This window comes from Thauera sp. ZXT1-4 (genome assembly GCF_052598215.2).
On sequence record NZ_JBQWSN020000043.1, the window covers coordinates 1 to 11,954 of the forward strand.

19 protein-coding genes and 1 pseudogene are annotated in these 11,954 nt (G+C 60.9%); 17 read left to right on the forward strand and 3 right to left on the reverse strand.

Features of this window, described 5'->3' with window-relative positions; translation table 11 throughout:
- Window positions 1-142 precede the first annotated feature (142 nt).
- The 3 genes from ACUH78_RS17730 to ACUH78_RS17740 are packed head-to-tail and all read left to right on the forward strand — an operon-like array spanning window position 143 to window position 918.
- Complete coding sequence (locus tag ACUH78_RS17730; RefSeq protein WP_445334285.1) at window positions 143-442, forward strand: BrnT family toxin; 300 nt, start codon at window positions 143-145, stop codon at window positions 440-442.
- A complete protein-coding gene (locus tag ACUH78_RS17735) occupies window positions 420-734 on the forward strand; it encodes a BrnA antitoxin family protein (protein WP_445334284.1) in 315 nt (104 codons plus the stop codon). Before ACUH78_RS17730 ends, ACUH78_RS17735 begins: the two co-directional genes overlap by 23 nt.
- A gap of 4 nt (window positions 735-738) precedes the next feature.
- Window positions 739-918, forward strand: a complete 180-nt coding sequence (locus tag ACUH78_RS17740; protein WP_445334283.1) for a tyrosine-type recombinase/integrase — start codon at window positions 739-741, stop codon at window positions 916-918.
- On the opposite strand, the gene ACUH78_RS17745 is transcribed toward ACUH78_RS17740, so the two are convergent.
- Window positions 907-1,233, reverse strand: a complete 327-nt coding sequence (locus ACUH78_RS17745; RefSeq protein ID WP_020686171.1) for a type II toxin-antitoxin system PemK/MazF family toxin — start codon at window positions 1,231-1,233, stop codon at window positions 907-909. The genes ACUH78_RS17740 and ACUH78_RS17745 overlap by 12 nt on opposite strands.
- The gene (locus tag ACUH78_RS17750) at window positions 1,220-1,438 is read right to left on the reverse strand and encodes a DUF8778 family protein (protein ID WP_445334282.1); all 219 of its coding nucleotides are present in this window, start codon (window positions 1,436-1,438) and stop codon (window positions 1,220-1,222) included. Before ACUH78_RS17750 ends, ACUH78_RS17745 begins: the two co-directional genes overlap by 14 nt.
- A gap of 159 nt (window positions 1,439-1,597) precedes the next feature.
- Between ACUH78_RS17750 and ACUH78_RS17755 the strand changes: the two genes are divergently transcribed.
- The 6 genes and pseudogenes from ACUH78_RS17755 to relB all read left to right on the forward strand — a co-directional run bounded on the left by ACUH78_RS17755 (window position 1,598) and on the right by relB (window position 3,787).
- A complete protein-coding gene (locus ACUH78_RS17755; protein ID WP_445334281.1) occupies window positions 1,598-2,194 on the forward strand; it encodes a nucleotidyltransferase domain-containing protein in 597 nt (198 codons plus the stop codon).
- 12 nt (window positions 2,195-2,206) lie between these two features.
- Window positions 2,207-2,755, forward strand: coding sequence for a tyrosine-type recombinase/integrase (locus ACUH78_RS17760; RefSeq protein WP_445334280.1), 549 nt, complete (start codon window positions 2,207-2,209; stop codon window positions 2,753-2,755).
- A 45-nt stretch (window positions 2,756-2,800) separates the two neighbouring features.
- A complete protein-coding gene (locus tag ACUH78_RS17765) occupies window positions 2,801-3,046 on the forward strand; it encodes a type II toxin-antitoxin system ParD family antitoxin (RefSeq protein WP_020687938.1) in 246 nt (81 codons plus the stop codon).
- Window positions 3,043-3,327: a type II toxin-antitoxin system RelE/ParE family toxin gene (locus ACUH78_RS17770; protein WP_445334279.1), complete on the forward strand. Its 285-nt coding sequence runs from the start codon at window positions 3,043-3,045 to the stop codon at window positions 3,325-3,327. The genes ACUH78_RS17765 and ACUH78_RS17770 overlap by 4 nt, the downstream gene beginning before the upstream one ends.
- A 29-nt stretch (window positions 3,328-3,356) precedes the next feature.
- Window positions 3,357-3,521, forward strand: a pseudogene (locus tag ACUH78_RS17775) (tyrosine-type recombinase/integrase); the annotation flags it as partial.
- A 44-nt stretch (window positions 3,522-3,565) separates the two neighbouring features.
- The gene (gene relB, locus ACUH78_RS17780) at window positions 3,566-3,787 is read left to right on the forward strand and encodes a type II toxin-antitoxin system RelB family antitoxin (RefSeq protein WP_445334278.1); all 222 of its coding nucleotides are present in this window, start codon (window positions 3,566-3,568) and stop codon (window positions 3,785-3,787) included.
- A gap of 21 nt (window positions 3,788-3,808) precedes the next feature.
- Here relB and ACUH78_RS17785 read toward each other — a convergent pair whose 3' ends face one another.
- Complete coding sequence (locus tag ACUH78_RS17785; protein WP_445334277.1) at window positions 3,809-4,987, reverse strand: RNA-guided endonuclease InsQ/TnpB family protein; 1,179 nt, start codon at window positions 4,985-4,987, stop codon at window positions 3,809-3,811.
- A gap of 168 nt (window positions 4,988-5,155) precedes the next feature.
- Between ACUH78_RS17785 and ACUH78_RS17790 the strand changes: the two genes are divergently transcribed.
- The 8 genes from ACUH78_RS17790 (at window position 5,156) to ACUH78_RS17825 (ending at window position 11,866) form a co-directional block, all read left to right on the forward strand.
- Window positions 5,156-5,782 carry a nucleotide-binding protein gene (locus tag ACUH78_RS17790; protein WP_020684459.1) on the forward strand — a complete coding sequence of 209 codons (627 nt, stop codon included), beginning with the start codon at window positions 5,156-5,158 and terminating at the stop codon, window positions 5,780-5,782.
- On the forward strand, window positions 5,779-6,036 hold the full coding sequence (locus ACUH78_RS17795) for a hypothetical protein (protein WP_445334276.1): 258 nt from the start codon (window positions 5,779-5,781) through the stop codon (window positions 6,034-6,036). The genes ACUH78_RS17790 and ACUH78_RS17795 overlap by 4 nt, the downstream gene beginning before the upstream one ends.
- Window positions 6,037-6,081: 45 nt before the next feature.
- Window positions 6,082-6,396 (forward strand): type II toxin-antitoxin system RelE/ParE family toxin, encoded by a 315-nt coding sequence (locus ACUH78_RS17800; RefSeq protein WP_445334275.1) that lies wholly within the window; start codon window positions 6,082-6,084, stop codon window positions 6,394-6,396.
- Between the two features lie 4 nt (window positions 6,397-6,400).
- Window positions 6,401-6,739, forward strand: coding sequence for a helix-turn-helix domain-containing protein (locus ACUH78_RS17805; RefSeq protein WP_445334274.1), 339 nt, complete (start codon window positions 6,401-6,403; stop codon window positions 6,737-6,739).
- A gap of 370 nt (window positions 6,740-7,109) precedes the next feature.
- The gene (locus ACUH78_RS17810) at window positions 7,110-8,066 is read left to right on the forward strand and encodes a replication initiation protein (protein ID WP_445334273.1); all 957 of its coding nucleotides are present in this window, start codon (window positions 7,110-7,112) and stop codon (window positions 8,064-8,066) included.
- The gene (locus tag ACUH78_RS17815; RefSeq protein WP_445334272.1) at window positions 8,053-8,316 is read left to right on the forward strand and encodes a hypothetical protein; all 264 of its coding nucleotides are present in this window, start codon (window positions 8,053-8,055) and stop codon (window positions 8,314-8,316) included. The genes ACUH78_RS17810 and ACUH78_RS17815 overlap by 14 nt, the downstream gene beginning before the upstream one ends.
- A gap of 1,752 nt (window positions 8,317-10,068) precedes the next feature.
- Entirely contained in the window at window positions 10,069-10,761 is a 693-nt protein-coding gene (locus ACUH78_RS17820; protein WP_510497582.1) for a hypothetical protein, read from the forward strand.
- 220 nt (window positions 10,762-10,981) lie between these two features.
- Window positions 10,982-11,866 (forward strand): DNA-binding protein, encoded by an 885-nt coding sequence (locus ACUH78_RS17825; RefSeq protein ID WP_445334270.1) that lies wholly within the window; start codon window positions 10,982-10,984, stop codon window positions 11,864-11,866.
- Window positions 11,867-11,954 lie beyond the last annotated feature (88 nt).

Genomic DNA, 11,954 nt, shown 5'->3' on the forward strand with positions numbered 1-11,954 from the left:
GCAACGGCGCGGCTTTGCGCCGCGTTTTTTCGCCGAACATTGGACAAAACGATGAGTGGCCTCGTCGAGCTGTTGTGCTTTCCGAGCTTCCGAGTGGGGTGCTTGTGTTAGTGTAATAACAAAAATGTACTAACATCTGAATGTGAAAATACGCTTTGAATGGGACCCCGACAAGGCTGCCAGCAACCTCAGAAAGCACCGCGTGAGCTTCGAGACGGCTGCGCGGGTCTTTGCAGATCCGTTTGCAGTGGTCGAACAAGATCGCATCGAGAACGGCGAGCAGCGCTGGAAAACCTTGGGCGTGGTCGAGGGCTACCTGTTGCTTCTGGTGGCCCATACCGTCCGGGACGACGAGGACGGCACCGAGTGCGTTCGCATCATCTCGGCACGTCGCGCCGAACCGAAGGAGAGAAAACGCTATGAGCAAAACGGTTCGCTATGAGTTGGATCTGAACGCCCTACCGCCGCTCACTGAAGCGCAGAAGGCCGAACTCCAGGCGCTTTCCGAGATGCCCGACAGCGACATCGACTACAGCGACATCCCGCCGCTCGATGAAACGTTCTGGCAGAACGCCGTGGCCAATCCGTTCTACAAGCCCACCAAAACATCGACCACGGTGCGCCTGGATGCCGATGTGCTGGCGTGGCTCAAGCGTCCTGGGCGTGGCTACCAGACACGGCTCAATGCCATCTTGCGCGACGCCATGCTGCGCTCGCTCCACCACAAGCGTTGAGCCTTTGAACGATCGTCGATACCTCACCGCGCGCGAGGTCGAGCGTCTGATCGCCGCCACCCGCGGCAGCCGCACCGAGGCCCGCGACCGTTGCCTCATCTTGCTGATGTTCCGCCACGGCCTGCGGGTGTCCGAGGCCTGCGGCCTACGCTTGCACCAGGTCGATCTCGAGTTAGCGTGGTAGCGCTAGCTGAACCTTGATGGCGTCCTCGACCGCCAACATGTCCGCTTTGGACAGCACACACAGCCGGTCTTTGAGGCGTGCCTTGTCAGCGGCCATGATCTGATCGGCCATTGCCTTGCTGCTCTGCCCGCCGACGGTCACCACCGCCTCGCCGGGATAGTGTCGGCCGGTGTTGCTGGTCACAGGCACGACCACCACCCGCGACAGATTCCGGTTGGCAGCGTCGTTGCTCACGATCACCGCCGGGCGCGTCTTGCGGATTTCGCTGCCGACCGCCGGATCGAATTCGACCCACCAGACCTCACCGCGCTGCATCGGCCATATCTCCGGCAAGGGCGTTGCACCACTCCATCGCCTCGGACTCGCGCGCCGTGTCGGCAGCCATGGCCCGGTAGCCGTCATCGAGCGACGTGTCCACCACATGCGGGCGTAGCAAGTCTTCAATGAACTGGCTCATGCGGCGCTTGCCGACCGTGCGATAGAGCCCCTCGTACACCGCCTCGTCGAGCGTAATCGTCATTCGTCTGTGCATTTCAACCTCAATGTACGTTGTGCGTATAACGCATATTAGGTTCATTCCGAATCTTTGGCCAGGAAGTCCAGACCCAAGAACGCGCCCCTCCATGATCAGCTTTGGCATTTGATCCCCTATTTTGGGACTATAATCCCCTTTATGGGGATGATTGAATGTTCAGTCGCTGATGCGCTGTTTTCGGGTCTGCAGCAACGCCTGCTGGCGGTGCTATTCGGCCAGCCCGATCGTTCGTTCTACGGGAACGAGCTGCTCCGTCTCACCGGCACCGGGCGGGGTGCCTTGCAGCGCGAGCTCGCAAAGCTGGTCTCGGCCGACCTGGTGACGGTCACCCCCATCGGCAATCAGAAGCATTACCAGGCCAACGCGGCTGCGCCCATCTTTGCCGAGTTGCGGGGCATCGTGATGAAGACACTGGGGCTGGCCGACGTGCTACGCACCGCGCTCAACGCGGTTTCCGATCGCATCGAGCTTGCGTTCGTGTTCGGCTCGGTGGCCAAGGGCACCGACATCGCCACGAGTGATATCGATCTGATGGTGGTCACCGAGACGCTCACCTACGCGGATCTGTTCGAGGGCCTGGCCGCGGCAGAGCAGATGCTTGGGCGCAAGGTAAATCCGACGCTCTATACCTCCGACGCGCTGGCCGAGAAGATCCGCACCGAGAACAATTTCGTCCTGCGCGTGCTCTCGCAACCGAAGATTTTCCTGATAGGTACCGAAGATGTGCTCCCTATTCGATAGGACGAACCTGTCGTGAACAATCGTCGATACCTGACTTCGCGGGAGGTTGAGCGGCTGATCACCGCTACCCGCGGCAGCCGCACCGAGGCACGTGACCGCTGCCTCATCTTGCTGATGTTCCGCCACGGCCTGCGGGTGTCCGAGGCCTGCGGCCTACGCTTGCACCAGGTCGATCTCGACAGCCGCGTGCTGCATGTGGCACGCCTCAAGCAAGGGCTGTCGACCACACACCCCTTACGAGGCGACGAGCTGCGCGTCATCAAGGCGTGGCTGGCCGAGCGAAACCGCCTTGCGCCGACCGGGGAGGCGTTTTTCGTCTCAGAGCGACGGACAGCGCTCAACCGTCGAACGGCCTGGGTGGCGATTCGGCGCTATGGCGAGTTGGCCGAGCTCGCTGTCGACGCGCATCCCCATATGTTGCGGCATGCCTGCGGCTACGCGCTCGCCGACCAGGGCGCGGACACCCGCCTCATCCAGGATTACCTGGGGCACCGCAACATCCAGCACACCGTGCGCTACACGGCGACCAACCCGGCGCGGTTCGAGCGCTTATGGCGTTGATACCAAAAGATAATATAAAATGGTACATTGCCAAGGAGAAACCCTATGCGAAATACATCCGTATCCCTCGGGCAGCACTTCACCAGTTTCATTGATTCTCAAGTACAAGGCGGGCGTTACGGCTCTGCAAGCGATGTGGTCAGAGCCGGATTGCGTCTGCTGGAGGAACACGAATCCAAGGTGAAGGCGCTCCAAGATGCGCTGAACGCTGGCCTTGAATCTGGAGAGCCGCGCCCGTTCGACTTTGAGGCGTTCAAGGCACGCAAGCGTGCAGGGCTTCAAGCGCAATGAAGGCCATTGCGTTTTCGCCAGCGGCGGAGACCGACATTAGCGAGATTTGGGACTACACCGCCGATAGATGGGGGGCAGACCAGGCAGACAGCTACACCGACGCAATTCGGGATGCCTGCTATGCGCTGGCTCAAGGCAAAAGGCAAGGCCGCCCCTCAGTGTTGCCGAGCTTCCAAAAGTACCTCTGTGGTTCGCATGTGGTCTATTTCTTGGACTACGCCGACCATTTGAACGTTATCCGCGTCCTGCACCAACGGCAGGACGCGGAGCGGCACCTATAGGCCGCTAAGGGGCGCTTGCCGAGCTTGCCGTCGACGCGCATCCCCATATGCTGCGGCACGCCTGTGGCTACGCGCTCGCCGACCAGGGCGCGGACACCCGGCTCATCCAGGACTACCTCGGGCACCGCAACATCCAGCACACCGTGCGCTACACGGCGACCAACCCGGCGCGGTTTGAGCGGCTATGGCGTTGATGTGAGATACTTGTATCTCTATTCGGTTGATAGGAGTCTCTGAGATGGGTGCCGTTTCCCTCCGCCTGCCTGATGACGTCTCGCAAAGGCTGCAGAATCTGGCCCAGATGACGGGGCGCAGCAAGACCTACTACATGGTCGAGGCCATTCGTGAGCATCTCGATGATCTCGAGGATCTGTACCTTGCCGAGCAGCGCCTCATCGATATCCGCTCGGGCAAGACCCAGACGGTTCCACTCGAAGAGTTGACATCCTCCCCTCCCTAAAGGAAGGGGATTCCAACACCGCTACCCGGAGGTAGCAGCTTGTCGGTTCGCACTTCGCGGGGACTTGCGTTCGCTGGCCGTAGCCCGCGACCGTCTGACGGTCCCTCCATGCGCAGAAACGGTCTGCCCGACCGCCATGATATTGACCGCTGCATTCATGTCCCGGTCGTGGCGCGTGTCGCAACTCGGACACGTCCAGTCACGGACAGACAGCGGCATCGATTCTTGAATGTGGCCGCACGCCGAACAGGTCTTGCTCGACGGATACCAGCGGTCGATGCGCTCGACGCGCTTGCCGTACCGCTCGGCCTTTTCTTCCAGCATGCGGGCGGCCTGCCCGATGCTCGCATCGCTCAACGCGCGGGCGAGGCTGTGGTTCTTCAGCATCCCGCGCAGGTTGAGGTCTTCGATGTAGATCACGTCGAAACGCTGCACCATCGACGTACTGAACTTGTGCATCGTATCGGTGCGGCTATTGCCGATCTTCTCGTGCAGCCGGGCGACGTGCTGCTTGACGTGCGCCCGGCGCTTGCTGCCCTTCTGACAGCGGGCAAGCCGCTTCTGATAGAACGCGAGCCGACGCTGCCACTTTGCGCCGTGCTTCGGGTTGGCGATTTTCTCGCCGGTCGAGAGCGTGGCGAGTCGATTGATGCCGAAATCGACGCCAACCGATTCACCGGTTTTCGGCAAGTCGGCTGGCGTGGTATCGACGACGAGCGACACGAAGTAGCGCCCGCTCGGCTTGCGGATCAGGCGAATCGAGGACGGCGCAGGAATCGCGCGGCGCGACCACTTCACCTTGATCGCGCCGATCTTGGCGAGCTTCAGGGTTTTCGTCTTCGGCTCGAACGAGAATCCGCGTTCGGTGTAGTTCGCCGACTGCGCGCCATCCTTGCGCTTGAACGTCGGATAGCCGGTGCGCTTGTCGAAGAAATTCGAGTACGCAACCTGCAAGTCGCGCAACGACTGTTGCAGGCAGACGCTGGAGACTTCATTGAGCCACACCGTTTCCGGCTGCCGCTTGAGCACAGTCAGGCGCTTGTCCGTTTCCGGGTAGCCGATGCGCTCGCCGGCCCGGTAGCCGTCACTGCGCAGTCGCAGCCCCCAGTTCCAGACGAACCGAACGCAGCCAAACGTGCGGGCAAGGTGTTGCGCTTGCTCGGGCGTCGGGTAACAGCGGAATGTCCATCTGGCTTTCATGCTTCACATTATAAGCTGATAAAATGCGAAACTCAAATGCAACGACCGCTACGCGGCCGCCCCTCTACCTCCCAGGCATGAATGCCGGGGCTTCTCGGGGATTCAGGTGACATTCAATGTGGCTTTATGTATTTATATAATGCAGTAACGAAATAAGGACTGATCGAAATGCGGATAGCGGTCGTCAACACCAAGGGCGGCGTGGGAAAGACCACGATCGCCACCCACTTGGCTGCCCTCTTTGCCGCACAGGCGGCGACCTTGTTGATCGATGCGGACCCGCAGGCCTCGGCCGCCAGTTGGGCCGCCTGGCGGCGTGAGGCTGGGCGCGAGCCGTCGCCGACGACGACCTGCCTGCTGGGCAAGGCGGTCTTCGATGAGGGCAAGAATCTGTCCAAGGGCTTCGCCCATACCGTCATCGATGCCGGTGGCCGGGATTCGGCCAGTCTGCGTGCTGCGCTGCTGCTGGCCGAGCGTGCCGTGGTCCCGGTGGGGGCCTCCAACCTCGATGCCGCAGCGATGACCGATCTGCTTGAGATTGTCGAGCTGGCCAAGGACTTCAATGCGGGGCTCGACGTGCATGTGCTGTTGATGCGCATCGACCCGCGCACCCGGGACACCGGCGAGATGATCGACTACCTGCACGAACACAAGCTGCGCCTCCTCGAGGCGCGCATCTGTGAGCGTGTGGCCTACCGGCGTGCCATCGGCGAAGGTGCCACGGTAGCCGAGCTCGCCAAGGACCCCCAGGCGATCGCCGAGATGGCCGCCCTCTTCAAGGAGATTCAAGCGTGAAAGGAAAACCCAACCTCGACAACTTCCTAGCCGGGGGCGCTGCCGCTGCCGCCGAGCGACCGACACCTGGGGCTTCGGGCGTGGGGCCGACATCGGTGCTGGCCGCGCAGCGCAGAACGAAGTCGATCCGCATCGACCCCGCGCTCGATCTGTTCCTGAAGGAGGAAGCATTCCGCCGCACGATGGCCAGCGGCAAGCGGGTGAGTGAGTCCGACCTGATCGAAGAGGCGCTAGTGGGACACTTCAGGGTTTAATTTGACTGGAATTAGTGTCAGTTTTGACACAAAATAAGTCACACGATGAAGCCCAACTACAAACCTCCTTTCAGTCGCTTCGTGAAGAAGGCCCATAAGCCGTTGCAGCTTGCGGTTGAGGATGTCGTCGAGGCGATTTGTGAGGATCCTGAAATCGGCGAACTCAAAGTGGGTGATCTGGCTGGGGTCTGGGTCTACAAATTCAAGTTCAACCGGCAGGAGTACTTGGTTGCCTACCGCCCCCCCAGCGCAGGGGCTGAAGCTCAACCCGTTGAGCTTCTCATCATCGATTTTTACCAAGTTGGATCGCATGAGAATTTCTACGACGAACTCAAGCGGTACTTGCGAGCGGAGGGATAGAGCGATGGCATCCTCAGCAACAGCTGAAGAACTCTTCCAGGACCTCAAACGTATGCCTGCGGCCGAGCGGCAGAGGTTCTTTGTGCTTCTGTCGGTCAATGCCTTCCGTGGCGAAGATCTGAGTCACGAGGAGTTGTTCGGCCATCTTTCTGGCGACGACTTCACTGCTGAGGAAGCCGTCGAGTACCTGGAGGTCTCGATGTCGACCTTCCGTCGCTATGTTGCGAGTGGAAAGCTTCAGCCTAGCGCCACGGTTGGCCGCAGCCAGCTCTTTGCGGTGGCCGATCTTAAGCGCTTCAAAAAAGCGTTGAGACTAGCAAAGGGTGGCATGAGTCCGACCTGATCGAAGAGGCGTTGGTGTGCCACTTTAGGGCTCAAGAGAAATAACGCAATAACGCAATAACGAAACACCTAGGGTGCGAACGATGCGGCGCGCCGGCGCGTTTTTACTTCTGTCATGAAACAGGTATTCTGAATCCCAGATAGGCGAAAGCCTCGGACGGCTGGAACCGTTCCGAGGCTTTTGCGATTCACCCGGCTGCACGGGCATTGTCGAGATGCCCGTGCAGCCTTGCCGATCAACCTGCACTACCAGGCGAACGACTTGAAGCTGATTGTAGCCAAAGCCATCGCCCCTAAGGAAGGGGAAGATGGTCGAGTTTGATAGAGTTTCTACATGTTCCGATCAGGCTTCTACGCCTGTGCAGTCGGACTTGTTCGAGACTTCCCGTTGGCCGCGGAAGCCCTACTGCTCTGACGACCTCGAGCAGGGGGTGGTCATCCGCTCGCTGGCCTCCGCCCTCAAGCGCGCCTACATCCAGGCGAATCCCCCGCACCTGCGTGTCTGGTCGATTTTTGACGTCGACCGACCGGGCGCGGCCGTGCTCTGGGAGGACCAGGGGTTGCCCCCGCCCTCATGGGCTGCGGTCAATCGCGAAAACGGGCACGCCCACCTCGTCTGGGGGCTGTCTGCTCCGGTGTTGGTCGACTCGCCGGATCTGAAGCAGGGGCCACTGCGCTACCTGTGCGCGGTGGAATCTGCTTTTCGTGCCCGGCTACAAGCCGACCAGGGCTACAGCGGGCTCATCACCAAGAACCCTGCACATCCGCTCTGGAAAACCCTGCGTGGCCCCCGCCTAGGGTACGAGCTGGGTGAGCTGGCCGACTGGGTCGATCTCCCCAAGCACCTTCCCAAGCGCAAGCCTGAGGAGGTGGGGTTAGGTCGAAACGTGACCGTGTTCGACTGGCTGAGGCACTACGCTTACCGGCAGATCCGCCACTACAAGGGAGACGTGCGCAACTTCGTCCTGTGGCAGTCCCATCTAAATAACAAGGCGCTGGAGCGTAACGGGGACTTCCCCTACCCGCTAGACGGGCGTGAGGTGTGGCACATCGCCAAGAGCGTCAGCAAGTGGGTGTGGCACAAGTTCGACCTGGAGGCGAGCGATGCGCGGTTCAGTGCGCTGCAGGCGTACCGGGGGAAGCAAAACACACCAGAAGCCCAAGCAGCGAAGGGAAGAGCCTCTGGCACGGCACGGCTGGTAGCCAGTGAAAATAAGAGGGTCAGCGCCCGTCTGATGCGAGACAGGGGCATGACTCAGGCTGCCATCGCAGCAGAACTGGGAGTAACAGACAGGACGGTAAGGGGTTGGCTGAATGACAGAGCTTGAATTTGTTCAGCAAGCTAGATGGATGGCTGATCGTCGGAACTACAAGCAATCGTGGGTCTACGCATCTTTTCGTGCGAGGTACGGCAAGTGGCCTGATGGTTTGCTGAAGCAGGGCGACCCTATGCCGCCCTCAAGCGAGTTCTTCGATTTTCTGACAGAGCAGTGGGGCGTGGGGTCTGTTGAGAATATCAAGCAGTGGCTTCTTTCCATGTACGGGTTTGAACTGAAAACCGGAAACGAACAACCCTAATCAGATAACAGCCCGTGGGGTGGCGCTTAGGGTTTCTGTTTTCAAAAGAAAACAGTGTGCGCCTTCTGCCGTGCCAACTGAGCAGCTTGCTGCGAAGGCGGTAGGCAGACGACAAGCGAGAGCGCGTCAGGAACGGAGTGTTGGCCGTGGATCCCGCACTGACTAGGGGTGGGGGTCCGGGGGAGGGGCGAAAAAAACCCCCAGCCGATGGCCGGGGGTTTGGAGTCGGCTACGTGAGCCCGTTGTTCGCCTCACAGGCTACTTTCGTTGCCTGGGTTTCCCCAGGTTCTGCTCCGAAGAGCTGCCGTTTTCGCGGCATCGGCTTTTTCAGCCTCCCGTTTCCTCCTGGTCGAGGTTTGGGGCATCTGCTCATGGCGGGTTCTGATCCAGGATTCCCGTCGTGGCTGCTTTGAGCATGGCAGCTCTCAGCTCCCAGTCCTTTACGTTACCAGCGCCACCATCTCGCCGTTGCCATGGTCGATAACCGGCTTAGCCCCACGTGGTGCAGGGCAGGTGGATCGGACTACCCCAGCTTCTCAGCCGAGGATCGGTAGTTGCTCGTTGAAAATCCTTCGTTCAAAGCGAATGAAGGCCCGTTGCGTTTGGAAGGCCTGCCAGGGCCGCTTCCGTACCGCGTTTTCTTCCGTCGTTCGCATCAATGACAGGGCGGCCAAGCCCCGTCACATCACACACACACATCCCATCACACAGCATCACCGCCAGCTTTAAGTCCCCTCGCCACAACCGTCAGGTCTGCAGTAAGGATCATTCCTAGTCGCCAGCTCTCCCACTCCTCCCGCTGCGCTTGCCACAGTCGCAGTACCAATGGGTTCGGAGTTTCCCGCCTTATTGCATGTCGTCGACGTACAACGCCGCCACGCTCCGCTACGTGTCCCTAGCCCTGAGGGCCTACCCCGACCAGGTCGGGTTTCAAGGGGGTGAGGTTCCAAAGCCCCTCCTCTACTAGACACCGTGCATCAACACGTCCTGACTAAACGACGCAGTTCCCACCGCGCCATCCAGCAGCTTTGTACGACTTACCGCGATGCATCCTTTTACTTCTTACGGACGCACTTAGTGGCTTGAGCTATTCAGCGATCCAGCGAGGTTGCCCCCACTGGTACCAGATCCGCCAGACTTCCCCTTAGATCCCTGCGTCATTACTGACGCCTCAGCCGCCCACCACCGCGGATCTCGTCAGACCCTTCCGAGCCTGCCGCGATCGGGATTTACACCCGTTCGCCATGCACAGGGTTATCCGAGTTACCTCGGAGCCCGTGTCGACGTCGCCTAACTTCGTCTTTTTGCGCAACTGCCCCGCTGGTTCCGAATCGGCGGCAGCGGGCCGCGACGTGCGAAGGAGTCGATGCGTGGGAGTCTCACCCACGCGCGCTCCTCGTATGCCGCGCCAGCCAGCTTTCCCGGCACGCGGCTCCAGCAATGCCCCCGAGCTCGTCTCACGACGTACGGGGTCGGCTTTCCTGCCGATAACGAGCTTGGGTGGCGCCCAGCTCGGTGTGACGGTCTGCGTGTGTGGGGGCTGGCATCCCCCGCACAGCGACCCAATCCTGGGATGTGTGCGGGGTGGCTAGCCCCTTGTTTGCGTGACGTCCGCTGAAAGTTTGACGAACGTACCGACTTTTCGCAAGCTCAAAGTCGGAACCTCAAATTGTGTAGTCCCTAAAGGGACTACAATAAAGTGACTTCAAACCTTCAGAATAAAATTAGGTCCCTTTGTTTGGTTCCAAAAGAATGACACTTTTACCCGACAGCCTGACCTACATGCAGCGCGTGCAAGATGCCGCCCGCCTCAACTACCCCTGGTACGTCAGCGGCGAGCTTTCGCTTGAAAAGTGGCCTTCGCTTGAAATAAAGCTCAGCGAGCTTTACGACTGCAATTTGCCCAAGTCGACCCGCAGCAAGCGGCGAAAAAGCGGCGAAGCGGCGACGCTCTTGTATGCGGTCGCCGGTCCGCAGCAACAGCAGCCAAGGATGGTGCGCTGGATCATGGCGGTCAGCGACGGCAAGGGTCGGGTGCACGCCCGCGAGAAGCTGCTGCGCTTCGATGCCGGAGATCGCTGCAGCTTCATCGGGCGCTACGAGCTGGTCCATGACGGGGTCGGCTGGTCCTGGCGCATGAACAAGAAGCGTGTGGAGGCGTTGCGCGAGCGCATCCATGAAATCGCCGCCGCGCCGCCCGATCGCCGGCAGATTCGGAAGGATGCAGCCGGTGAGTTCGATGCCGAAATCGAGGCGGTTATGGATGAGCTCTACCGCGCGCCTGGCTTCCGTCTCATGCGCCGCCAGGTGGGCAAGTTGGTTGGGTTTGCCATGGGCGAGTGGCGCCGGCTTCGACCCGAACGCGGGCCTCAGATTCGGGCGCGGACTTTCCTGCCCTATATGACCCGCCGCTCCAACACTGTGCTACGGCAAGACGTTCCCTAGCTGCCTTCTGTCCTGTCCGACTCAGCCCCGATTTTCCGCTTTGGAGTCGGGGCTTTTCTTTGCTCATCTGAGCGATCCCGGGCGCTTGAGTAAGCACGCGGGTTTTGCCCCGTTCTGTCTGCTATCGAGTTGGCGGGTATCGCTTGCATTACGTATCTGTATTATGTATCATATCAATATTAATACGAAATATATGATACGAAATACAGGGGAAATACAGATGGCCCGTGAAGGAATCACTTTTGAGATGGTTGCCGCCGCCGCCGATGCGCTGGTTGGCGAGGGGGGGCAGCCGACGATCAGGGCGGTTCGCGAGCGCTTGGGGACGGGGAGTCCGAATACGGTGCATAGGCACCTCACCGCCTGGCGCGAAGCGCGCCCGGTGGCCGCTGCCGCGGCGCCTGAGCTGCCGGTTGTCTTGGCAGGGGCGATTGCGTCTGAAATCGAGCGCGCTGCAGCCCAGGCACGAGCTGAAGTCGAGGCGCGTTTGGTGCAGACACAGTCAGAAGCCGCAGAACTGTCGGCCGCCGGCGAGGCGATTGAGGCCGAGCGTGATGCGCTCCTCGAGCAGGTCACGGCACTGACCACCGAGCGTGACCAGGCGCAGGCTACGGCGACCGAGCGTGCGGCCGAAATCGCGCGTTTGGTTGAGCAGGTCGAGCGCGAGCAAAAAGCGACCGAAGCCGCGCGGGTGGAGGTCGCCACGGCGCGACTCAAGCTCGAAGCGCAGGCCGAGCGCCAGGCAGAGCAGACCGTCGAGCTCGAGCGCCTACGCGCGGCGTTGGCTGAGGCGCAGCAGGGGCGTATCGCCGCCGAGCAGCAGGCGGCTGTATTGAGTGCGCGCTTTGAAGCGATGACCGACCGCACGACCCGGGCCGAGCAGCGTGTGGAGGGGCTCGAGAGGCAGCTACAGCAGGCCGGGCAGGAGCTCAGCAGCGCGCGGGTCCAGGTGCAGGCCCAGCAGACGGCGCTCGACGGCGCGGTGCGGGAGATCGAGGCGGCGAAGCGTCAGGTGGAAGAGTCGCGGGCGCAGGCGAAGAAGGCCGGCGAGGAAGCGGCGGAGCTCAGGGGGCGCTTGGCGGCGGTTCAGTCCGGCAAGGGCTGAGCGCGGGGCAGGTGGGTCTTTGGACGAATCGGTGCGGACTGTCCAATGTCTCGTCCGACCGCCGGACTACGCCGGATCCGCCGTCTCG